Source organism: Pectobacterium aroidearum (genome assembly GCF_015689195.1).
GTDB classification, from domain to species: Bacteria; Pseudomonadota; Gammaproteobacteria; order Enterobacterales; family Enterobacteriaceae; genus Pectobacterium; species Pectobacterium aroidearum.
In genome coordinates, this window is the sequence record NZ_CP065044.1 from 3,386,896 (window position 1) to 3,409,608 (window position 22,713).

A 22,713-nucleotide genomic window follows, 5' to 3' on the forward strand; every position below is an offset into this window, starting at 1 on the left:
GTAAGTGACTGGGGTGAGCGAGGAAAGCCAACGCACATGCAACTTGAAGTATGACGGGGATATACTAAGGAAAACATCATGAAACTGAGTACCTTAACTACCCTCATCGCCGCTGGACTGACCGTTGCTGCCGTTACCACCACCACCGCACGTGCCGAAGGGCGTCTGGTCATTTACTGTAGCGCCACCAACGCCTTCTGCGAGGAAGAAGCCAAGGCCTTCGGTGAAAAACACAACGTTAAAACCTCCTTCATCCGCAACGGTTCCGGCAGCACGCTGGCGAAAGTCGATGCAGAGAAGAAAAACCCGCAGGCTGACGTCTGGTACGGCGGCACGCTGGATCCGCAATCTCAGGCTGGCGAAATGGATCTGCTGGAACCCTATCAGTCTAAAAACCTCGATCAGATCATGCCGCAATTCCGCGACCCCGCTAAACGTAAAGGCAACTACTCGTCTGCTGTTTACGTCGGCATCCTTGGCTTTGGCGTCAACACCGATCGCCTGAAAGAGAAAAATCTGCCGGTTCCACAGTGCTGGAAAGATCTGACCAACCCGGTCTACAAAGGCGAAATCCAGATTGCCGACCCACAAAGCTCCGGCACAGCCTATACCGCGCTGGCCACTTTCTCCCAGCTTTGGGGTCAGGATCAGGCCTTTGATTATCTGAAAAAACTGAATGCCAACGTGTCGCAGTACACCAAATCCGGTATTGCCCCGGCACGTAACGCCGCACGTGGCGAAACCGCTATCGGCATCGGCTTCCTGCACGACTACTCGCTGGAAAAAGAGAAAGGCGCACCGCTGACGCTGATCTCCCCGTGTGAAGGTACCGGCTATGAAATTGGCGGCGTCAGCATCCTGAAAGGCGCGCGCAATATGGATAACGCCAAACTGTTCGTTGACTGGGCGCTGTCGAAAGAAGCACAGGAACTCTCCTGGAAGAAAGGCCAGTCCTACCAGATTCTGACTAACACCACCGCCGAGGCGTCCCCACTGTCGCTGAAATTGCAGGATCTGAAACTGATCAACTACGACATGGACAAATACGGTGCGGCAGACGTGCGTAAGGACCTGATTTCCAAGTGGGTTAACGAAGTCAAAATGGGCCAATAAGCTCCAATTATTGACTTTGATTGAAAAATAACGGGAACACGGCAGCAGCTTGCTCGCATTTCGCTTAACGCCGTGTTCTCAGCATCGCTGATTAACCATTACTCAATATTATTCACCAACCAATACCTGTGACGATTCAATCTTATAAAACAACGCTATAAAGCACCAGGGAACCTTATGTCACACACACGAACGCTTTCACCGACGCCTAAGCGGGATCCTATATTCCTGTGGCTGGCGCTGATTGCGGCAACATTCTTGCTGCTGCCAGCGTGGAGCCTGGATTACGGCCTGCTGGATGCCTCACGCGATGAACTGCTGGCCGCTTACAGCTGGTCGAACCTGAATATCAGCCTGCTTTGGTTCCTGCTCCCGCTGGGACTGCTGGCGCGTCCGCTGTTTACACCCGGCCGGGAACAACGCGGTCGCCACCGTTTTGATGCGGCGTATGCCTTGTTCTGCGCGCTTTTCGTGGTCACCAGTGCCACGCTCGAAGGACGCGGAATGGGCTATGGCACGATCGCCCTGTTTGTCGCACTGAGTGCGATTATTACGCTGGCGCTCTCTAGGCTTGACTGGCTGGGTGGCGATCGCTTCGTCATCGGCTCGCTCATCAGCATCATCGCGCTGATTGGCGTGTTTATCCTTTACCCCAGCATTGCCATCTTTATTCCCATGTTCACCAACGACAGCGGTGAATTCGCGCCGCTCGCGTTTATGCAGATTCTGGGTCAGACGCACATTTTACGCGTGATCTGGAACTCATTCCTGCTGTCGGTTGCCGTTGGTATCGGCTGTACCTTCTTCGGTATGGTGCTGGCCATTTACACTTCGCGCATCGCCCGTCGCTCCGCGATTATCGGCCGCATTTTCTCCATTCTACCTATCGTTACCCCGCCGTTTGTCGTCGGGTTAGGCGTAACGCTGATGATGGGTCGCTCCGGTTATGTCACCGAGCTGATGGTAGCCTGGTTCGGCCTGACGAACACCAACTGGCTGTATGGGTTTACCGGTATCTGGCTGGCACAGGTGCTCGCCTTTACGCCGATGTCGTTCATGATTCTGGAAGGCGCGATGAAGACGATTCATCCGTCGCTGGAAGAGGCGTCATACACGCTGCGTGCCAACCGCTATCAAACCTTTCAACGGGTTTTCCTGCCCCTGTTGAAACCCGCGTTGGCTAACTCGTTCCTGATCGTAATCGTCCAGTCGCTGGCCGATTTCAGTAACCCGCTGGTGCTGGGCGGCAACTTCGACGTACTCGCCACCCAGATTTACTTCTACATCACTGGCGCACAGCTGGATTATCAGTCAGCCAGTACGCTCGGCGTTGTCCTGCTGCTGTTCTCACTGGCGGTGTTCTGCGTGCAATATCTGTGGATCGGCAAACGTTCCTACGTCACGATTTCCGGTAAATCCTACCGTGGCGATGTGCAACCGCTGCCCGTTTCGCTGGTGTGGATCGTCAGCATCCTGCTCTATGTCTGGATTGCCTTTAACGTCCTGCTGTACGGCAGCATTTTCTACGGCAGCTTTACGGTTAACTGGGGCGTGGATTACACCCTGACGTTGGCAAACTTCAGCAAGTTGTTCGGACAAGGCTTTAGCGACGGCGCCTGGCCTTCCCTGCTGGATACGCTGCTGTTCGCGGGCATCGCAGCACCGATTACGGCACTGTTTGGACTGCTTATCGCCTACATCGTGGTACGCCAGCAGTTCTACGGTAAGAAAGCCATCGAGTTCACCACCATGCTGTGCTTTGCGGTGCCGGGCACCGTTGCCGGTGTGTCTTATATTCTGGCCTTTAACAGCGCGCCGGTTTACCTAACGGGAACGGCAGTGATCGTCATCATGTCGATGGTGATGCGTAACGTACCCGTTGGTATCCGTGCCGGTATCGCCGGACTGGGGCAGTTGGATAAATCGCTGGACGAGGCGTCGCTCAGTCTGCGGGCAGGTTCGATGCGTACGGTGTTCTATATTCTGCTCCCGCTGTTACGTCCGGCCATTTTGTCCGCGCTGATTTACAGCTTCGTGCGCGCTATTACCACCGTCAGCGCCATTATCTTCCTGGTTACGCCAGATACCCGCGTCGCCACGTCTTACATTCTTAACCGCGTGGAAGACGGCGAATACGGTATGGCGATTGCCTACGGTTCCATCCTGATTGTGGTCATGCTGGCCATTATTTTCCTGTTCGATTATCTGGTCGGTGAAGCGCGGGTTTCCCGTTCAAAAGCCAAGAATAGTGACTAAGCGGAGTGATTACCTTGAATACTGAAAAAAACTTTGTTGAACTGAAGCACGTCACTAAACGTTTCGGCAACAACACCGTCATTGATGATTTGAATCTGGCGATCCCACAGGGAAAAATGGTCACGCTGCTGGGGCCATCTGGCTGCGGTAAAACCACGGTACTCCGTGCAGTTGCCGGTTTGGAAAAACCGACGGAAGGCCAGATTTTCATCGACGGCGAAGACGTCACCGAGCGCTCCATTCAACAGCGTGATATCTGCATGGTGTTCCAGTCTTACGCCCTCTTCCCACACATGTCGCTGGGAGAAAACATTGGTTATGGCCTGAAAATGCTTGGTCGTCCAAAGGCGGAAATCAATCAGCGAGTAAAAGAAGCGCTGGCGCTGGTGGATCTGGAAGGGTTTGAAGATCGCTACGTCGACCAGATTTCCGGCGGACAGCAGCAGCGTGTCGCGCTGGCGCGAGCGCTGATCCTCAAACCTAAAGTCCTGCTGTTCGATGAGCCACTGAGTAACCTCGACGCTAACCTGCGCCGCAGTATGCGTGAGAAAATCCGCGAGCTTCAGCAGCAGTTCAATATCACCTCGCTGTATGTGACGCACGATCAGAGTGAAGCCTTTGCGGTGTCGGACATGGTTCTGGTCATGAACAAAGGCAAAATCATGCAGTTGGGCGCGCCGCAGGAGCTCTATCGCCAGCCGGCTTCCCGCTTCATGGCCAGCTTTATGGGAGATGCTAATATCTTCCCGGCGACCTTTACGGCAGACAGCGTGAACATCTATGGCTACCTCATTCCGCGTCCGCAGGGTTTTGCTGCCGGATTAAGCGAATCGACCGTTGGTATTCGCCCGGAAGCCATTACACTCAGCCATCAAGGCGAAGAAAGCCAGCGCTGCACGATCACACAGGTCGCCTACATGGGGCCGCAGTACGAAGTGCAGGTAGACTGGCACGGACAGTCGATGCTGTTGCAGGTTAACGCGACCCAGCTTCAGCCGAATCCAGGCGACAGTTACTATCTGCAAATTCACCCTTACGGCATGTTTGTACTGTCCGAGCAGTAAGCAACGGGTAACCCTCCGCCAAACCGGGAGCACCTGCTCCCGGTTTTACTTTTTACAACCATCTAAAAACGCCGACAAACGCCTGCTCTTTTTTCTGCCTGCTTCGATTGCGCCGAGATACATACGCCTGTTACGGATTACCCACGCGATTTGTTATGATGATGCTCTTTCACGCACGGAATAGCCGCTATGAAACAGAAACCCATAACACTAAATGATGTCGCCGAGTATGCCGGGGTTTCCTATCAGACAGTTTCCCGCGTGCTGAATCAGGCACCTCATGTGTCATCTCGCACTCGCACTAAAGTAGAAGAAGCGATGGCGGCGCTAAACTACACGCCTAACCGCGTCGCACAGCAGTTGGCAGGGAAAACCATCACTACGCTGGGACTCGTCACCACCGATCTTTCACTGCACGCCCCTTCCCAAATTGCTGCGGCGATCAAAAGTACCGCCAGCCAGTTAGGTATTAACATCGTGATGTCCATGCTGAGCAGCCCGGATGTCAACACCTGCAATAACGCCGTTAACGACCTGCTTTCTCAGCGGGTCAGCGGTGTTATCGTGAATGTCCCACTCTCATCGGATGATGTCGCACACATTAGCCAGACCTGTGCCGATACGCCCGTCCTGTTTATGGATGCCGATCCGCATACCGACATACTCAACGTCATGTTCGATCCCGATCACGGCGCACGTTTGGCTATCACGCATCTCGTGCAACTGGGGCACCAGCATATCGCCCTGCTGACGGGGCCAATGACCTCGATTTCCGCCCGACTGCGTTATGAAGGCTGGCTAGCCGAGCTGGAAAAACAGCAACTTTCTCCCGCTTCGGTGCTGCATGGCGACTGGAGCGCTGCTTCCGGTTACCACCAGACGCTGGCACTGCTGGGGCAATCTTTGCGCGTATCCGCCATTGTTGTAGCGAACGATCAAATGGCACTTGGCGTTCTGCGCGCGCTGCATGAGTATGGCCTTCGCGTGCCGGAACAGATGTCGGTGATCGGTTTTGACGATACTCAGGACAGCGCGTATTACACTCCGCCACTGACAACCATTCGCCAGGATTTCAGGCTCTTAGGTAAAGAAGGCGTCACCCGCTTGCTCACTACGCTGCGCGCCCCTACCCAGAGTACGTCACTACTGTTACCCACCGAACTGATCGTACGCCATAGCACCGCTGTACATTCATCGACACACGCTTCCCTGCAAGAACTCACCAAAAATCTGCTGGACATTACACGCCAGCTCCAGAGGCTTTAACCCTTTACACTATTTGTAACCCTTTACACCACAGTACCTTTTTCATCCCCAGTGCCAAAACCTTAACAAATAACATGATAAACAATAAATTATTTGTCACCCCTGATTGAATTGTTGCGTAGCGCTTTCCAGATTCGATGTTCTCTCATTCTTTTTACAAACGATCTTTGTGATCGCTTCCACTTTATTGTCACGCGCCACTTTACTCGCCCTGACGAGTCGATATGTTATGAGCAACACAAATTGTGAGCGGATAACAATTTAAACTCCCATCACAATGACAGCCTCAAAACGTTCAGGAGCCAAGCCATCATGAGCGATACCGTTTTGCCGCATCCCGTACGCCATCGCGCCACGTTGCAAGAAATCCTTTCCCGACGCGATTGGGAAAACCCAACTTGTACTCACTACCAGAGGCTTCCTGCACATCCGCCGTTTAACAGCTGGCGCAGCGTAGCTGCCGCACAGCAGGATGAACCTTCTCAGCGGCTACGCCGCCTGAATGGCGAATGGACGTTTAGCTATTTCACTCGCCCGGAAGCGGTGCCGGAAAGCTGGTTACAGCAGGATCTGCCCGATGCCGATACCATCCCAGTGCCTTCCAATTGGCAATTACAGGGCTATGACGCTCCGATTTATACCAACGTAAAATACCCGATCCCCGTCAATCCACCTTATGTGCCGAAAGACAATCCCACCGGTTGTTACTCGCTCACTTTTAAGATCAATCATGACTGGATCAGCAACGGGCAAACCCGGATTATCTTTGACGGTGTTAACTCCGCGTTTTACCTCTGGTGTAACGGTCACTGGGTAGGATATTCGCAGGATAGTCGCCTGCCTGCAGAGTTTGATATCGGGCGCTATCTGACAACCGGAGAGAATCGGCTGGCCGTCATGGTGTTACGCTGGTCTGACGGCAGCTATCTGGAAGATCAGGATATGTGGCGTATGAGCGGTATTTTCCGCGATGTCACGCTTCTGCATAAACCCACGGTTCACCTCAGCGATATCCAACTGACTACGCCGCTCAGCGCCGATTTCCGCCACGGTACGCTGGAGATTCAAGTGAGGGCAACGCTCACCGAAGCGGAATCCAAAAGCCATCACGTCCGTGCACAACTTTGGCGTGGTAATAAACTCATCGGTGACACACGACAGGCGTTCGGCAGCGATATTGTCGATGAACGCGGTGCTTACCACGATAAGGCTTTTCTCCGTATTGACGTGCCACAGCCCGATCTGTGGAGCGCCGAACTGCCGCACCTGTACCGCACGGTTATTTCATTGGAAACAGCGGAAGGCGAGCTCGTAGAAGCAGAAGCCTATGATGTCGGTTTCAGAAAAGTTGAAATCCGCAACGGTCTGCTGCTGCTGAACGGTCAACCGCTACTGATTCGTGGCGTTAACCGCCATGAGCATCATCCGCAGCATGGTCAGGTCATGGATGAAGACACAATGCGGCGCGATATTATGCTGATGAAACAGCATAATTTTAACGCCGTGCGTTGCTCACATTACCCCAACCATCCGCTGTGGTATCGGCTGTGCGATCGCTACGGCCTGTATGTTGTGGATGAGGCGAACATTGAGACGCATGGCATGCAGCCGATGAATCGTCTGTCAGACGATCCCGTCTGGCTACCTGCCTACAGCGAACGCGTATCGAGGATGGTACAACGCGACCGCAATCATCCCTGCATTATTATCTGGTCATTGGGGAACGAGTCCGGTTACGGCGCAAATCATGACGCACTCTATCAATGGATCAAGCGTCACGATCCGACGCGTCCCGTGCATTACGAAGGCGGCGGCGCGAACAGTCGTGCGACCGACATTGTGTGCCCCATGTACGCCCGCGTCGATGAAGATCAGCCCTTCCCCAGCGTGCCCAAATGGTCGATCACCAAATGGGTCAGCATGCCGGACGAACATCGGCCACTTATCCTTTGCGAGTACGCACACGCGATGGGCAACAGTCTGGGGGGATTTGCCCGCTACTGGCAGGCATTCCGTCAATACCCTCGGTTACAGGGCGGATTCATCTGGGATTGGGTCGATCAGGCGCTGACCCGCCACGACGAGCAAGGCAATGCCTACTGGGCATACGGTGGAGACTTTGGCGACACACCTAACGATCGTCAGTTCTGTCTGGACGGCTTGCTGTTTCCCGATCGCACCCCGCATCCCAGCCTATATGAAGCACAGCGAGCACAGCAGCATATTCAGTTCGACTGGCAGGCGGGGTCACCGTGTGAGCTTCACGTCACCAGCGAATACCTGTTTCGCCATACGGACAATGAGCAGTTGAACTGGCGCATCACGCTGGACGATAAAACGCTAGCAGAAGGTTCGCAGCCGCTGACGCTCGCGCCGCAGTCCACCCAGACTCTCACGCTACTGGAGGCGCTTCCCGCCGTCGAACACACAGGGGAGCTTTGGCTCAATGTTGAAGTCGTACAGCCTAAAGCCACCGCCTGGTCAGAGGCAAACCACCGTTGCGCCTGGGATCAATGGCAACTCCCTGCACCACTTCATCTTCCCGATACGGTCAGTTCCGGGCAGAAGCAACGCCCCGTACTGCGATCGTCCGATGCGCACTTCGATATCGTTCAGGGCGAACAACGCTGGCACTTTAACCGCCAGAGCGGCTGGCTGGTACAGTGGTGGACAGCCGACACGCCAGTGCTGTTAACCCCGTTGCAAGATCAGTTTGTTCGGGCACCGATGGATAACGACATCGGTATCAGCGAGGTTGATCGCATCGATCCGCGCGCCTGGGCCGAACGCTGGAAATCTGCTGGTCTTTACCAATTGCAGACACAGTGTATAGCGATTCAGGCTGACCAACTCGACGATGCCGTGCAGGTTACTACCGAGCATGTATTCCGCCATGCCGGACAAATCTTGCTACGGAGTAAAAAGTGCTGGCAGATTGATGTACACGGCGTGATGACTGTTGATGTCGACGTTGATGTCGCGACGGTACTCCCATCATTAGCCAGAGTGGGCTTGCACTGCCAGTTAGCCGATGTTGCACCTCAGGTCAGTTGGGTCGGGCTTGGTCCACATGAGAATTACCCAGACCGACAGCTGGCTGCACAGCATGGGCACTGGAGTCTGCCGCTGGATGACCTTCATACGCCCTACATTTTCCCGTCAGAAAACGGACTGCGCTGCAACACTCGCACGCTAACGTACGGCAAGTGGACAATCACCGGAAATTTCCACTTCGGGTTAAGTCGTTATGGGTTAACACAGTTAATGACCTGTACTCACCACCATTTATTAGAAAAGGAAGAAGGCGTTTGGCTCAATCTGGATGGCTTCCATATGGGCATTGGCGGCGATGATTCCTGGAGCCCCAGCGTTCATCGCGATGATTTACTCACGGCGACACATTATCACTACCGCGTCGCGCTTCAACATCACCAACCGTATTGATATGAAAAAGCAGTATTAAAAAGCAACGAAAGAGAGCGGGTATCTACCTCTTTCTATCCTGGTTGTATCCCGCCGCCGCCAAAATAAGCGCCGCGGCTATATACCCTAAATAACTCGAGCTGCATACAGGTGGCTTGAGGTATGACGGGTATACCCTAAATAATTCGAGTTTCAGGAAGGCGGCAAGAGAAGGAATCCCGATGAGCTTACTCAGGTAAGTGATTCGGGTGACTGAACGCGGCCAACGCACATGCAACTTGAAGTATGACGGGTATATAATGCATATCGGAGAAAGCGCCATGTACTACCTACATAATAAGAATTTCTGGATATTCGGCCTGTTTTTCTTTTTCTACTTCTTTATCATGGGGGCTTATTTCCCGTTCTTCCCTATTTGGCTTCACGATATCAACCAAATAAGTAAAAGCGACACGGGAATTATCTTCGCCTGCATCTCCTTTTTTGCTTTGCTATTTCAACCTATATTTGGCCTATTATCCGATAAGTTAGGATTGAGAAAACACCTGCTGTGGATTATTACCATTATGCTGGTGTTTTTTGCTCCATTCTTTATTTATGTTTTTGGCCCATTGCTAAAATACAACATCGTTTTAGGTTCTATCGTCGGCGGAATTTACCTGGGATTTATCAACAACGGTGGCGCACCAGCAATTGAAGCCTACATCGAGAAAGTCAGCCGCCGCAGCCAGTTTGAATTTGGCCGTGCACGCCTGTTCGGTTGCCTCGGCTGGGCGCTCTGTGCGTCTATCGTCGGGATTATGTTTACCATCAATAATCAGTTTGTTTTCTGGCTTGGTTCCGCGTGTGCCGTCATCCTCGCCATCCTGCTGCTGTTGGCAAAACCGGAAGTCTCTTCCAGCGCGTTCGTTGCCGATCAAGTTGGCTCTAACCAGAAACCCTTTAGCCTGAAAATGGCAGCCGAGCTGTTAAAAGAACGTAAGATCTGGTTCCTGACCCTCTATGTCGTCGGTGTGTCATGCACCTATGATGTGTTCGATCAGCAGTTTGCCAACTTCTTCACGTCGTTTTTCGAAACCCGACAGGAAGGCACAAGAGTATTTGGCTACGTCACTACGCTGGGTGAATTGCTTAATGCCACCATCATGTTTTTTGCACCGCTAATTGTGAACCGTATCGGCGGTAAAAACGCCCTGCTCATCGCCGGGACGATTATGTCCGTTCGTATCATTGGCTCCGCTTTTGCCAGTTCCGTACTGGAAGTGATTGTGCTGAAAACGCTGCACATGTTTGAAGTGCCTTTCCTGATTGTCGGCTGTTTCAAATACATCACCACGATCTTTGAAGTCCGCTTTTCCGCGACGATTTATCTGGTGTGCTTCTGCTTCTTTAAACAGATATCGATCATTTTCATGTCTATCTTTGCTGGCAATATGTATGACAGTATCGGTTTTCATGGCACTTACCTGATTTTAGGCGGCATCGCCCTCTCCTTCACGGCGGTATCCCTATTCACGCTGTCGGGAAAAGGGCCGTTATATGCCTTTTCCGACAAACAAAAAGCGCCAGTGAATACACTCTAGCAATGGCAGGACACGATAAAATGCCGGTATTTGCCAAAAATATCGGCAGATTGCACATTCTCTCACCGAACAGTGCAATTTTGTGGTTTACGCCTTTGACATGCGCGGCACACGCCGTTATTATGCGCCCCGTTCACACGATTCCTCTGTAGTTCAGTCGGTAGAACGGCGGACTGTTAATCCGTATGTCACTGGTTCGAGTCCAGTCAGAGGAGCCATATTTAGAAAATCCCGCTTAAGGAAACTTAAGCGGGATTTTCGTTTTTCAGCGCCTATCCAACAAATTCACGCGCAAAGCGTTCCCGATGCTCCCCCGTTTTCACCCCGTAGCGGAAAAAGTTGGTAGTCAGATTTAGGGTCTTTCTGGTTCGATAATGGTGTGACCCCAGTATTAGATACCATTGTCAGTGAGTAATATCTGTTCTGTTACTGCCTAATTTCCCATTTCGCCACCGTGCTGCAAACTCTAATGGCGCCTGATAATTCAGTGCTGAATGTGGCCGACACTCGTTATAGTCCTGCCGCCAGGCATTAATGATTTCTCTGGCATGGACAATATCGCTGAACCAGTGCTCATTCAGGCATTCATCGCGAAAGCGACCGTTAAAACTCTCAATAAATCCGTTCTATGTTGGCTTACCCGGCTGGATTAAATGCCGTTCTACTAGGGGATAGAATGAGCGATAAGACAACGTTCCGTGCTGAGTGTCTTGAATACGTGGGAGAAAGAAACTGTATGCAATGGGGTACGGAGTCTCACCTGTTACAATGTGGTTGATATGGAAAATTATGACCGCCCCTGGCTCAGAGCGGACATTTCAGCTTTGCCCTACCCCTGGCATCTGAACTTCGCCTTGACACCAGAACCAAGTAATTAGCCCAGCGCACCCATACTGGTCAAACGTGCCTCATGGCTTCATCACGATGCGGCCAAGCGGTTTCGCTGTCTCAGCGAATTCGTGGGCCGCGGCAGCATTGGCCAGGGGGAAGATGCGGTCAATAACAACCCTGATGCGCCCTGCTGCTACAACCTGCAACATGTCGTCCACACTTGCCCGAACTTCGGGCCTTTCAAAAAGGGGTCCCATGAATACCCCCATGAGTGTCTGGTTAGACTGCATTGGCGGCCACAAATCGACAGTCAGGCTACCACCGCCCGCATTACCGACGAAGACGAGACGTCCTTCCGGAGCGAGCGCAGAAAGCGAAGCGGGCAACGTCGTCCCCACCGGATCGATGACGAGGTCAACACCGGTGCCATGGGTGTACTGCCGAACACTGTCCACGACGTTATTCTCTGCACGATCCACGACATGATCGGCACCAAGTTCAAGCAACCGGCTTCTTCGCTGCGTTCCACTTGCCACGGCGATGACCGTCGCGCCTGCTTGTGAAGCAAGTTGAACGGCCGCGAGCCCCACGCCACCAGCGGCTGCCTGAATAAGAACCGTTTCTCCGCGCCGGAGCATGCCTCGAGTGAAGAGGCAATGATATGCGGTTCCAAAAGAAATCGGTAACACCGCCGCTTCTGCCGTATCCACCCCATCTGGTATAAGCCAGGTTCGTTCTGCGGGCACAGCCCAACGTTCCGCATGCGATCCCTGCATGTTAAAAGCAGCGACTCTGTCCCCAATCGTACGGCTACGAACGTTCGATCCAACTGCAACAACAGTGCCCGCGGCCGCGTAGCCGAGGACCCATGAAGGAAGAGGTGGCGGAGTTGAACGGCGGTTGATCAGATCTCCACCTTCAATCGAGATAGCCTCGACAGAAATCAGGATGTCGTCAGGCCCTGTGACCGGCTCTGGGATATCGACATATTTCAGGACGCTGGGAGCGCCTTCCACGTCATAAACCGCTGCTTTCATAAATTTCCTCTGTCTCATCAGTAAATCCAGACCAGTCTGGCAAACTCCCCCGCTCCGGCATATCGCACGTCAGAAATCTCTCTGTTGCCTCTACAGGCAGCGCGGGCTGCCCTATTGAATTTTCGACTGGCGGAAAGGCCTGTAATGCTTAGGGCAGCCTGGCAATCACCTTAATCTCAAATTTGAATCCGTAAAGCCACGTCACGCCGATCCCTGTCAACGTAGGGTAAGGCGCTTCCCCCCAATATTCTGGCAGGATACTCCAGATAGCGTCGAGGTTTGACTCGGGATCGACGACAAAGAGGGTAACGTCAACTACGTCACCGAACGTGCAGCCCGCAGCCGTGAGAACAGCATTAAGGTTATCGAATGCCAGCCTGACCTGCGCTTTTAGATCCTGTTCAGGCGAACCATCCTCTCTGCTACCAACCTGCCCCGAAACGAACAAGAAACCGTTGGATTTGATGGCTGGTGAATAACGATTGCGCTCATAGAGCGCCTGCCGACCGAAGGGAAAAACTGCTTCGCGTGCTGTCATGTTTGTACCTTTGCAATGGGGCGAAATCTGCCCGGTGAACATAAAGACACTTTACAGGTGCTAGATCGGGCGGATAAACAAGCGACTTTGTCCATCATTGTTTGTAAAATCCAAACAATTGGTGAAAAGAGAGGAGAAGGAATGGATCGTTTCGATGCGATGCGCGCCTTTGCTCGCGTGGTGGAGGCAGGTAGCTTCACAAAGGCTGCCCAAACGCTGCATATGAGCAAAACCACGGTGACGCAACTCATTCAGCAGTTGGAAGCGCGCCTGCGCGTCAAGTTGCTCCATCGCACCACCCGCAAGCTCGGTGTGACTCCCGATGGCGCGGTCTACTACGAACGCGTCATCCGCCTGCTGGCAGACATGGAGGATGCTGAAAACAGCCTGTCCAGTGCGGCGATTACGCCCAAGGGGCGGCTACGGGTGGATGTGCCCAGTCCGCTGGCCCGCCTTGTGCTCGTGCCAGCACTACCGGCTTTCCACGCACGCTACCCTGATATCCAGTTCGACATGGGCGTGAGTGACCGGGTGGTGGATCTGATCGGCGACAACGTGGATTGCGTCCTGCGCGGTGGCGAAATCAACGACCAGTCCCTGATCGCGCGCCATGTCGGCGATTTGCAAATCGGCGTCTACGTCGCCCCCAGTTATGTGGAACGCCTTGGCGTTCCTGCGCATCCGCGAGAGCTGGAAAACACTGACCATCGCATCGTGGGATTCTTGTCCTCACGCACCGGCAAGATTGATTCTCTGGTACTGCACGGTGAGAGTGAACATATTGAAATCAAGAGCAGCTATGTGCTTGCCGTGGATGATGGCAATGCTTACCTCGAAGCTGGGCTAGCTGGATTAGGTGTGATTGCGCTGCCAGTCTATATGGCGGCAGCACATCAAGCTTGTGGCGCCTTGATTCCGCTATTTGAACAGTGGCGTATTAATCCAATGCCCCTGCACCTGGCATTTCCGCCGAACCGCCATGTCAACGCCAAGCTGCGAGTTTTTATTGATTGGATCGTTGAATTGATGCAGCAGCATGAGACAACGCTGCCTCCTGAAAATAATGCCGCTGCGTTGTCTCCGTAATATTAATGGCCGTATTTAAAGTTAAAGCCTAATGCATCACCCGTGGTATCATATTCGCGGAAGTTGTAGATCAAAGGCTTCCATTTTGACGAATCGACAACATCATTCGCTCCTAATAGCTCGCTATCCATCCAGACATTGACAATATCCAGTTCAACGAGAATAAAACGCCCTTTGTCCGTCGTGCTGACGGTTTTACATTCCGCCTGAATAGGACATTCAATCACCCGAGGCGGCGTAATATCGCGAGAAGATTCAGTGTGAAGGCCGACTTTGGAGAATTTATCGTGGCATACCTGAACGCCCCATTTAATCTGCCCCTCAGATAGCGTATCGCTCCCGGTCAACTTACCGAGATCTTCAACTTTCTCCCAAAGTTTATAATCAGGAATATTAATCACAACATCAGACCCGGATAATAAATTACTACAGGTCTTACTTCCTTTGGTGACACCGATAATAATTTTATCGCCGAGAGAAATTGACGACGATACAGAAGCAACATTGATATTTCCGTTGCTATTATCCGTCGTTGTAACAAGGAAAACCGGGAAACCATAATAAAATGAACTGATTTTTACGTTCTTTTTCATTTTAGTTCAGACCTCATCATCGAGTGGCGTTATATTTTTTCATTTTTACTCTTTTGATTTATTTTTAACAATAACCCTAATTGAGTACCAGCTAGGGTGATTTTTACATTTAATATCCCTAATAAGGGGAATATCAAAAAAATAACTTAATGTAACTATTCCTTGATGTTAGTTTTTACCTCCTCTAATCAGGTGAGGTAAATAATCAAAGGGAGAAACGTTTCTCCCTGATAATACGGCCTTTCCGCAAACTTTTTCGGCATTATAAAAAATTAATGAGCAGAAAGTAATTCACAAACATCAAAAGAGGTATATGATATGCACTATATGATTTTTCCTTCCCACCACGTCATGTGGCTGGGTAAAACATGAGGTTTAAACATGGAACGAATCGTTATACCCGCGAATTATGTTCATACTCGTACCACGCCTTTTTGGACAAAGGAAACGGCACCGGCGTCTATCTGGCAGCGTCATTTGGATGCAGGGACACGACAAGGCGTTTACCCACGCTTGTGCGTGATGCAAGGGACAATTCGTTATTATGGTTACGCCGATGAGACCAGCCCTGACCCCGTCGAAACGCTGACTATTGAAGCCGGACAATTTGGCGTATTTCCGCCAGAAAAATGGCACAGAATCGAAGCGTTATCCGATGATACGCTATTCAACGTAGATTTTTATGTCGATCCAAAAATTCTGATAGAAGGTTGAGGTAAACATAATGACAAGTGAAAATAAAGGATATTCATTAACACTATTGAACCGTGACAATAAGGAAAAGGCAGAGAAAGTTTATCTCAAACCGATGGCTTTTTATGTGCCTGATTTCGCCGCAGGCGCAGTTATAGAATTATTCAACGAACTGTCGTCAACCAGCGAAAATAAAAAAGGTTTTCTGCTGACGGTTACGAATAATAATAACGGTGTGTCCGTTGATAAAGCTCTCTCTACGGTCGAAAAATTAAAAGATAAGACAATTTCGGCTGAAGCGGTAAAAGAACTGGTTAATATCGTACGTGGTTACGATGCAGATGAAGAGACTAACGTTTGCGGCTGGTAAAACAATAGATCTCCACACTATTCAAGCTGCTGATTATTTCACAGTTCGAATAATTTAAGCGTTACCTTTAGTACCCGTACTCATTAAAAAACAGGCGCTGGATGTCTTTTGACTTAACAAGCGCCCCTGCCCCTACTCTCCAATTACTAAAAACAGTCATTCACGCCGCAGCGCAGGCTTATCGACTGCAACCATCAACATGATTACTCTTTTTATCTGTGTCGCTCACTACCCTGAAAAGTACAGTCACGTTAGTATTAATTGATTATCTCATTCAGTAAGCGAAACTGGTAGCCAGACGCATACCCCCACCCCGCAAATAGAGATATTCACAATAATAATTACCACGATAATTATTATTGTGAACAAAATAAGCGAAAAAAGAAAATATAATTCAAAAACCTATAAGGTGTTATTAACATAACCATAAATACTTAAACATTTTTTATATAATGCCGATTTATTATCAAATCACGCGGTCTGCCTGCGTTTATGGCTACAGCACACAGCGTTGTATTCCGCGTAGTCGGTTAGAAAGAATAAAAAGACTGTGGTCGCAGATGAAAATACATGGAGTTTTTTCAAATGAAATCAAGCAATATCCTGTTGTCCTCACTGTTAATGACAGCCCTTTTTGCATCAGCAGCTGCTAATGCGGGTCCGAAATTCAATGTCACCTTTAAGAATCTTGGCGCATCCTCCGCCCCTGCCGCTGTTTTTTCTCCGACTACAACAGCGGAAATTTTCTCACAGACGAATGCTTCACCGAAGCCAAAAGAAAGCGTTAAGTCTGGGGATTCAGATCAATATACGATCTCCAATCCAATCAGTGACGTTGGTTCAATGCATGTTCGTTACAAAGTTGGGGCCAAAGTTTGCCAGTTTGATATGACGTATACTGTGAAGTATGTGTTGGGAAATAAAATCCCCCAATGGACTAAAAGCACCACGCCTAGCAACGGCGCACGCTGCAACCTAAGAGTGACGTATGCCAACGTCAATACTCACGACTCAGATGTAGAAATTACCATGCGATAACACCCGTACTAAAAATAGCTGAGCAACCACTCAAGCATTTTTTATGAATAGGGATAAGCAGCATGAGTCGTTACTTATCCCTGAATCACAACGAGTGAGAAGAACGAATGATTAACTTCAATGGCCTTTCAAAAAGTACTGTGGCAGATGCGCAGTCCACCAATGACAGTCGCTCGATAAAAAAGCAGGAAAACGTATCTGAAGGCACGCAGTCCGCGTCTACGGCGTCTGATGGTTATTCAAATAAAAAGAATAGCGGCATTACAACGCTGGCAAAACAGCTCAGCGACGCCGCCGTCAGGGCCGAAGCCAGAGATGCTAAAAGCGACCGCAGTACATTGGCGACCAGAGCCAGAAACGTGGATGATGAACTGGTCGGCATGGGCTATGTCAGCGGTAAGAAAGCGCACGATGCGGAAGTCCCCAATAGCGATGACCCCGAGCGATTAGCCAGAGCGAAACAAGCTACAGCGTATACCAATGGTCAAGGAAGTAACCCCTTCAAAGGTCTGTCTCGTGAACAGCTGGCGCTGATTACCTATGACGACAGCGGAACCTTTACGGTGAATGAGCGGCGTGCGGCCTGGAGCGAGGCTTATGACCAAGAGCAAGTGTGGCGCACGATGGCCATGGCACAAAGTAAACTGGAGTGGAATCGCGGCGAGTTTAAGCAAACCGAATTTTTCAAGATGGTGTTAGATCACCATGAGAGCCTGCCATTAATCGAACAAGCACAGGCACCGGAAGGCTATGTAGCACGTCTGAAGTACCTGATAGAAATGGACTTCAACTTTATGACTGGGGAATCAGGCAAAGACGCCGATCCGTTCAACCGCCTGTTTGAACTCCTTTCCCCCACCAAACTTCACTTAGAAGATGGCAAACTCACTCTGGATACCACCAAAGATGCCTGATAAGCAGATGATGACCTCTGCACAGGCATTTACGATTGTGCTGTGATGACGTCAAAAGCGCGGGCTTCATCTTTTTTGCGCGTGACTTTATTGGCGTACATTGCAGCATCAGCCCGGCGGATCACGCCATCAGGCTCCTCGACGGAAGGGTCTGCCGTGGCGATCCCGATGCTGGCACCCAAATAGTCAATACTGACCGTACCGAGAGAATAATTCCCCTGTAACAAGGGCGTAATGTCATCTCTGAAGGAAGCCATCACACGCTCGTTCTCTCCCGGCGCAACGTTTATCATACGGGCAAAAACAAACTCATCACCACCGAGACGTCCGACAACATCGCCTGGGTTTCCCCACATGAGCAAACGCTGCCCCACTTCTTGTAAGAAGATATCACCCGCTTCATGACTGAACTGGTCGTTAATTTTCTTAAAGCCGTCGAGATCAATGAACACAATAAGCGCCTGCTGGTGGTCATTCTTTGCCTGAGAAAACAGTGCTTCCAGCGAATAAAATACGCCTCGGCGGTTAAGCAATCCGGTTAGTGAATCGGTATAAGAATATTCATGTAACGCGACATTTGCGGCTGTTAACTGCTGCACCAGCCACTCTTTCTGCACTTGCTGAGCAATAAGCTGCGCGAATAAACTCAGGATTTGTTCACCCTTAGTCGTCAGCGGCTTATGATCGGAGCTTGCGGCACAGAGTGTGCCATACAACTGCCCATCTTCCATGCGTACCGGTGTACTGGCATAGGTGATGATGCCCAACGCTTTCGCCGTCTCCGAATCTCCCCAGCATTCAGCCACATTAGGCGTGTAACTTTGCCCTTCATCCAACGCCCGTTTGCACAGCGTGTCATGCCACGGCACCGAAGCACCTTCAGGAATATTGAGCGTTTTCGTGTTGTGAGCAAACAGGATATTTTGGAAACCCGCTTCGGTGTCAACCTGCGTTAGGTAAGTCGATTCCAGATCGGTGACCAGTTCCAGCATGACTAATAACTGGCGAACGAGCCCCTCGAAGGTATCCTCTGAACGTAATGCGTTCGAGAGGTGAGAAAGCAAATTATCAGTCATAAAAATCGATTCCATCGAGTTTATTTATACATAAAAACAAAAAGATACATAACACAGGGCGTACATCAATCTATCATCCATGCAAACTGATGATTTCGCCATACTATAGAAATCATACTTGCTTTTCGCCTCTCGTCCGCCCACTTGCGCTTTGCGAGTTTACCTCGTCCCGTGGTTTATCATCGGTTAAAAAACGCCATATTTTATTCAACATGCCCGAAATACATCACCCCCGTCATGCTCCCCCTTCGGTTCTGCTATTGTCATCACACTTACCCATCAAGGCTGCACGATCTGTTTGACTTTCCTGCATACAAGGACTTACAACAGCAGCACAGGCGTGTAACTAGTTTTCTAGGCAAGACCTGAAGCTATCCCACTCAACACCGTGGGAGGAGCTTCAGGTCTTTTTTCGTTTCTGGATCAGGGGAAGCGTCGTATGAGCCAAACAGCAGCAGATAATAACGCGACAGCCTATGCCACCACCGCGGAAAAAATCATCACATTCGTCGGCGGGATTGATAACATTGAGCACATTGAACACTGCTCTACGCGGCTACGGCTGAGCCTTTATGACAATAGTCAGGTGAACCTGCGCGAACTGGAAAAGGTGCCGGGCGTGCTGGGCGTTCGGGTCAACGTCCAGTGTCAGGTGATCATCGGCAGCGAAGTAATGCAGGTGTATGACGCGGTGCAGAACCTCGCCGCAGGCCGTAAGAAAACGGATCGCACCGTGCCGGCAAAAGCCAACCGCACGGCTTTTGTTATCGACTTTATCATCAGCGTTTTTCAGCCTCTGGTTCCTGCGATTGCTGGCGGCGGCGTGCTCAAATCGCTGTTACTGCTGCTGGATCTGCTCGGCTGGCTCACCAAAGACAGCTCAACCTACAAAGTGCTGGATAACATCGGCTCCGCACCGCTCTATTTTCTGCCGATTCTGGTGGGAATCACCACCGCGATGAAGCTGAAAGTCAATGTGCTGGTCGCCGTTTCCGCCGTCTCTGTCATGGTGTTGCCTGCCATGTCTAAACAGCTGGCGGAAGGCGCGGTATTTCTCTCTCTCGATCTGAAAAATGTCGCCTACGCCTCGCAGGTTTTCCCGGCGATTCTGTGCGTTATTTTCTATGCGCAAACCGAAAAGATCTTCAACCGCTACTCGCCGAGCGCTCTACGTATTTTCCTGTCGCCCATGCTCTCGCTGCTGGTCACCGTTCCCGTCACATTGCTGGTTCTTGGCCCGCTCGGTTATGAACTCGGCGCAGGTCTGGCGACGGCGATCCTCTGGCTGTACAGCAAATTGGGCTTTGTGGCGACGGCGTTGCTCGCTGCCGCGCTACCATTCATGGTGGCATCGGGGATGCATAAACCAATGCTGCCCTATGCTGTTTCCTCCATGAGTCAATTTGGTAAGGAAATGCTTTACCTACCCGCATCACTCGCACACAACATTGCCGAATCCGGTGCCTGTATGGCGATAGCCCTCAAAAGCAAAGACAAAACGTTAAAATCGACGGCGCTTTCAGCGGGTATTTCCGCCCTGTTCGGCATTACTGAACCCGCGCTATACGGGATCACGCTGCTGAATAAAAAAGCACTCTACAGCGTGCTGGCAGGTAGCCTGGTCGGCGGCGCGTTTATCGGCTGGATGGCGATTGAAGCCTTTGCGCTGGTTGGTCCCGGTCTGGCTAGCATCTCCATGTTTGTCTCGCCGGAAAATAGCTGGAATATCGTCTATGCCATCGCCGGGGCGGCGCTCTCTTTTGCCATCGCCTTTCTCTCCGCGCTGTTCCTCTGGCGGGAAGAAAAACCCGTCGCTGCGGTAGAGGAAGAAGAAGCCCATCGCACTATCGCTGAGTGCCAGTTCGCCAGCCCGATTGAAGGAAAAGTGATCCCGCTGGAAAGCGTAAACGATGAAATTTTCTCCAAACGTATCATGGGGGATGGCGTTGCCATCATCCCCGAAAAAGGCGTGCTCTACGCCCCGGCGAGCGGCACGATTGAGAACGTATTTGAAACGGGCCATGCCGTCAGTATGCTCACCGACAGCGGTGCCGAACTGATTTTTCATATCGGCATCGATACCATCAAACTCAACGGTCAGGGCTTTCAGCCAAAAGTCACAGCTGGTCAACAGGTTAATACCGGCGATGTCCTCGTTGAATTTGACCTCGATAGCCTCATCGCCGCGGGTTACGATCCCGTTGTCATGATGGTTATCACCAACAGCGAGCGCTTCCGCGTGATACCGGAAGCTACTGATGCCGTCCTCTCTCCCCACACCATCATCATGACCTTAAAGGAGTCTGTGTAATGGATAAAAATATCGCATTCCCGGAACACTTTTTATGGGGCGGCGCGATTGCCGCCAATCAGGCCGAAGGCGCATGGAATGAAGACGGCAAGGGCCCGTCGGTCGCGGACGCCATTACCTGGAAACCGAATCTCGATCTGAAAAATTACCATGCCCACATGGCGCTAACGGACGACAACGTTGCCGATGCGTTCAACGGCAAAAATGATGCTTTCTATCCCAAACGGCGCGGAATCGATTTCTACCACCGCTACCAAGGCGATCTGGCGCTGTTTGCCGAAATGGGCTTTAAGGTGCTGCGCGTTTCTATTGCCTGGTCGCGCATCTTTCCAACCGGAGAAGACAGCGAACCGAATGAAGCCGGTTTGCAGTTTTACGACGCTCTGTTCCGCGAGATGCGCAAACACGGCATCGAGCCGCTGGTGACGCTTTCACATTATGAAATGCCGCTGGCGCTGAGTGAGAAATACAATGGTTGGGTGCACCGTAACGTGCTGGATGCCTTCGTGCGCTTCAGCAATGTCTGCTTCGATCGTTATAAAGATCTCGTTCGCTACTGGCTGACCTTTAACGAGATCGACAGTATCCATCGCCACCCGTTTACCACAGCGGGTATTCGTGAAGAGAAAAGCGCTTCGGGACAGGCCAAACAGGATATTTATCAGGGGCTGCACCACCAGTTTGTGGCCTCGGCCATCGTCACCCGCGACTGCCATAAAAAAATCCCCGGCAGCCAGGTGGGTTGTATGTTGACCAAACTGACGACCTATCCTCACTCCTGCCGTCCAGAAGACGTCGAAGCTGCGCTGAAAAAGAACCTCGAAAACTATTTCTATGCCGATGTGCAGGTGTTCGGTGAATATCCGCCGCTCATCAAGCGCGACCTTGAACGACGCGGTATCCATATCACCATGCAGCCCGACGATCTGGCTATTCTCAAGCAGCACACCGTGGATTTTGTGTCGTTCAGCTATTACATGTCGCTCACCGAATCTACGCAGCCGGACGCCGAAAGAATCCCAGGAAATACCGTTCTGGGCGTGAAAAATCCGTATCTGCCAGCCTCAGACTGGGGATGGCAGATCGACCCTATCGGGCTAAAAATCTCCCTGCTGGAACTTTACGATCGCTACCAGAAGCCGCTGTTTATTGTTGAAAATGGCCTGGGCGCGAAAGACGTTGTCGAGAACGGTAAAATCCACGATTCTTACCGCGTTGACTACTTCCGTTCACATTTCGAGCAAATGCGTGAAGCGATTGGTGAAGGCGTTGAACTGATGGGGTTCACCAGTTGGGGAGCGATTGACATCATCAGCGCGGGCACCTCACAGATGTCGAAACGCTATGGGTTTATCTATGTCGATCAGGATGACGAAGGCAACGGCTCACTGGCGCGTCTGAGAAAGGATTCGTTCTACTGGTATCAGAAGGTGATTGCGACAAATGGCGCCGACCTCACCTAACAGGCAGACCGTATGTGTCGTTGCAGAGAGCTGTCGCGATCGGGAAGTCACCGTGATT

At 51.3% G+C, this 22,713-nt stretch carries 17 protein-coding genes, 1 tRNA gene and 1 pseudogene; 14 read left to right on the forward strand and 5 right to left on the reverse strand.

Going from position 1 to position 22,713, the window contains the following annotated elements:
* The first annotated feature begins 78 nt into the window (after window positions 1-78).
* From I2D83_RS15165 to I2D83_RS15195, 7 genes are all read left to right on the forward strand, one after another.
* Window positions 79-1,113 (forward strand): ABC transporter substrate-binding protein, encoded by a 1,035-nt coding sequence (locus I2D83_RS15165; protein WP_180777217.1) that lies wholly within the window; start codon window positions 79-81, stop codon window positions 1,111-1,113.
* 177 nt (window positions 1,114-1,290) lie between these two features.
* A complete protein-coding gene (locus I2D83_RS15170) occupies window positions 1,291-3,369 on the forward strand; it encodes an ABC transporter permease (RefSeq protein ID WP_205946841.1) in 2,079 nt (692 codons plus the stop codon).
* Window positions 3,370-3,374: 5 nt separating this feature from the next.
* Window positions 3,375-4,433: a ferric ABC transporter ATP-binding protein gene (gene fbpC, locus I2D83_RS15175; protein ID WP_181829482.1), complete on the forward strand. Its 1,059-nt coding sequence runs from the start codon at window positions 3,375-3,377 to the stop codon at window positions 4,431-4,433.
* Window positions 4,434-4,622: 189 nt separating this feature from the next.
* Entirely contained in the window at window positions 4,623-5,699 is a 1,077-nt protein-coding gene (locus I2D83_RS15180) for a LacI family DNA-binding transcriptional regulator (RefSeq protein WP_181844470.1), read from the forward strand.
* A 312-nt stretch (window positions 5,700-6,011) separates the two neighbouring features.
* The gene (locus I2D83_RS15185; RefSeq protein ID WP_205946842.1) at window positions 6,012-9,143 is read left to right on the forward strand and encodes a beta-galactosidase; all 3,132 of its coding nucleotides are present in this window, start codon (window positions 6,012-6,014) and stop codon (window positions 9,141-9,143) included.
* Window positions 9,144-9,442: 299 nt separating this feature from the next.
* Complete coding sequence (locus I2D83_RS15190) at window positions 9,443-10,705, forward strand: MFS transporter (RefSeq protein WP_205946843.1); 1,263 nt, start codon at window positions 9,443-9,445, stop codon at window positions 10,703-10,705.
* A 142-nt stretch (window positions 10,706-10,847) separates the two neighbouring features.
* Window positions 10,848-10,923: transfer RNA gene (locus tag I2D83_RS15195), tRNA-Asn, on the forward strand.
* 186 nt (window positions 10,924-11,109) lie between these two features.
* Here the strand turns inward: I2D83_RS15195 and I2D83_RS15200 are convergent.
* The 3 genes and pseudogenes from I2D83_RS15200 to I2D83_RS15210 form a co-directional block, all read right to left on the reverse strand.
* Window positions 11,110-11,370 (reverse strand): annotated as a pseudogene (locus I2D83_RS15200) (integrase core domain-containing protein); the annotation flags it as partial.
* A gap of 243 nt (window positions 11,371-11,613) precedes the next feature.
* Window positions 11,614-12,573, reverse strand: a complete 960-nt coding sequence (locus I2D83_RS15205) for a quinone oxidoreductase family protein (protein WP_205946844.1) — start codon at window positions 12,571-12,573, stop codon at window positions 11,614-11,616.
* A 148-nt stretch (window positions 12,574-12,721) separates the two neighbouring features.
* A complete protein-coding gene (locus tag I2D83_RS15210; RefSeq protein WP_180777250.1) occupies window positions 12,722-13,111 on the reverse strand; it encodes a RidA family protein in 390 nt (129 codons plus the stop codon).
* A 141-nt stretch (window positions 13,112-13,252) separates the two neighbouring features.
* Here I2D83_RS15210 and I2D83_RS15215 point away from each other — a divergent pair, with 141 nt between their 5' ends.
* Window positions 13,253-14,197, forward strand: a complete 945-nt coding sequence (locus I2D83_RS15215) for a LysR family transcriptional regulator (RefSeq protein WP_181844472.1) — start codon at window positions 13,253-13,255, stop codon at window positions 14,195-14,197.
* A gap of 2 nt (window positions 14,198-14,199) precedes the next feature.
* Here the strand turns inward: I2D83_RS15215 and I2D83_RS15220 are convergent, their stop codons facing one another.
* On the reverse strand, window positions 14,200-14,790 hold the full coding sequence (locus I2D83_RS15220) for a flavin reductase family protein (RefSeq protein WP_205946845.1): 591 nt from the start codon (window positions 14,788-14,790) through the stop codon (window positions 14,200-14,202).
* 381 nt (window positions 14,791-15,171) lie between these two features.
* Here I2D83_RS15220 and I2D83_RS15225 point away from each other — a divergent pair, with 381 nt between their 5' ends.
* The 4 genes from I2D83_RS15225 (at window position 15,172) to I2D83_RS15240 (ending at window position 17,805) form a co-directional block, all read left to right on the forward strand.
* Window positions 15,172-15,504, forward strand: a complete 333-nt coding sequence (locus I2D83_RS15225) for a TehB family protein (RefSeq protein ID WP_015839628.1) — start codon at window positions 15,172-15,174, stop codon at window positions 15,502-15,504.
* Between the two features lie 10 nt (window positions 15,505-15,514).
* Entirely contained in the window at window positions 15,515-15,853 is a 339-nt protein-coding gene (locus I2D83_RS15230) for a DUF1869 domain-containing protein (protein WP_205946846.1), read from the forward strand.
* Window positions 15,854-16,438: 585 nt separating this feature from the next.
* Window positions 16,439-16,891, forward strand: coding sequence for a hypothetical protein (locus tag I2D83_RS15235; protein ID WP_205946847.1), 453 nt, complete (start codon window positions 16,439-16,441; stop codon window positions 16,889-16,891).
* 107 nt (window positions 16,892-16,998) lie between these two features.
* Window positions 16,999-17,805 (forward strand): hypothetical protein, encoded by an 807-nt coding sequence (locus tag I2D83_RS15240; protein ID WP_194429863.1) that lies wholly within the window; start codon window positions 16,999-17,001, stop codon window positions 17,803-17,805.
* 29 nt (window positions 17,806-17,834) lie between these two features.
* Here the strand turns inward: I2D83_RS15240 and I2D83_RS15245 are convergent, their stop codons facing one another.
* The gene (locus tag I2D83_RS15245) at window positions 17,835-18,881 is read right to left on the reverse strand and encodes a sensor domain-containing diguanylate cyclase (protein ID WP_205946848.1); all 1,047 of its coding nucleotides are present in this window, start codon (window positions 18,879-18,881) and stop codon (window positions 17,835-17,837) included.
* Between the two features lie 439 nt (window positions 18,882-19,320).
* On the opposite strand from I2D83_RS15245, the gene I2D83_RS15250 reads away from it, so the two are divergent.
* The gene (locus I2D83_RS15250) at window positions 19,321-21,192 is read left to right on the forward strand and encodes a beta-glucoside-specific PTS transporter subunit IIABC (RefSeq protein ID WP_205946849.1); all 1,872 of its coding nucleotides are present in this window, start codon (window positions 19,321-19,323) and stop codon (window positions 21,190-21,192) included.
* Window positions 21,192-22,655 (forward strand): glycoside hydrolase family 1 protein, encoded by a 1,464-nt coding sequence (locus I2D83_RS15255; RefSeq protein WP_205946850.1) that lies wholly within the window; start codon window positions 21,192-21,194, stop codon window positions 22,653-22,655. Before I2D83_RS15250 ends, I2D83_RS15255 begins: the two co-directional genes overlap by 1 nt.
* Window positions 22,656-22,713: the final 58 nt, after the last annotated feature.

Excerpts from the sequence above, each read along its gene's own strand:
- I2D83_RS15165 (WP_180777217.1), top strand. The coding sequence starts at position 79 with ATGAAACTGAGTACCTTAACTACCCTCATCGCCGCTGGACTGACCGTT.
- I2D83_RS15170 (WP_205946841.1), top strand. The coding sequence starts at position 1,291 with ATGTCACACACACGAACGCTTTCACCGACGCCTAAGCGGGATCCTATA.
- I2D83_RS15180 (WP_181844470.1), top strand. The coding sequence starts at position 4,623 with ATGAAACAGAAACCCATAACACTAAATGATGTCGCCGAGTATGCCGGG.
- I2D83_RS15185 (WP_205946842.1), top strand. The coding sequence starts at position 6,012 with ATGAGCGATACCGTTTTGCCGCATCCCGTACGCCATCGCGCCACGTTG.
- I2D83_RS15190 (WP_205946843.1), top strand. The coding sequence starts at position 9,443 with ATGTACTACCTACATAATAAGAATTTCTGGATATTCGGCCTGTTTTTC.
- I2D83_RS15205 (WP_205946844.1), bottom strand. The coding sequence starts at position 12,573 with ATGAAAGCAGCGGTTTATGACGTGGAAGGCGCTCCCAGCGTCCTGAAA.
- I2D83_RS15210 (WP_180777250.1), bottom strand. The coding sequence starts at position 13,111 with ATGACAGCACGCGAAGCAGTTTTTCCCTTCGGTCGGCAGGCGCTCTAT.
- I2D83_RS15215 (WP_181844472.1), top strand. The coding sequence starts at position 13,253 with ATGGATCGTTTCGATGCGATGCGCGCCTTTGCTCGCGTGGTGGAGGCA.
- I2D83_RS15220 (WP_205946845.1), bottom strand. The coding sequence starts at position 14,790 with ATGAAAAAGAACGTAAAAATCAGTTCATTTTATTATGGTTTCCCGGTT.
- I2D83_RS15225 (WP_015839628.1), top strand. The coding sequence starts at position 15,172 with ATGGAACGAATCGTTATACCCGCGAATTATGTTCATACTCGTACCACG.
- I2D83_RS15230 (WP_205946846.1), top strand. The coding sequence starts at position 15,515 with ATGACAAGTGAAAATAAAGGATATTCATTAACACTATTGAACCGTGAC.
- I2D83_RS15235 (WP_205946847.1), top strand. The coding sequence starts at position 16,439 with ATGAAATCAAGCAATATCCTGTTGTCCTCACTGTTAATGACAGCCCTT.
- I2D83_RS15240 (WP_194429863.1), top strand. The coding sequence starts at position 16,999 with ATGATTAACTTCAATGGCCTTTCAAAAAGTACTGTGGCAGATGCGCAG.
- I2D83_RS15245 (WP_205946848.1), bottom strand. The coding sequence starts at position 18,881 with ATGACTGATAATTTGCTTTCTCACCTCTCGAACGCATTACGTTCAGAG.
- I2D83_RS15250 (WP_205946849.1), top strand. The coding sequence starts at position 19,321 with ATGAGCCAAACAGCAGCAGATAATAACGCGACAGCCTATGCCACCACC.
- I2D83_RS15255 (WP_205946850.1), top strand. The coding sequence starts at position 21,192 with ATGGATAAAAATATCGCATTCCCGGAACACTTTTTATGGGGCGGCGCG.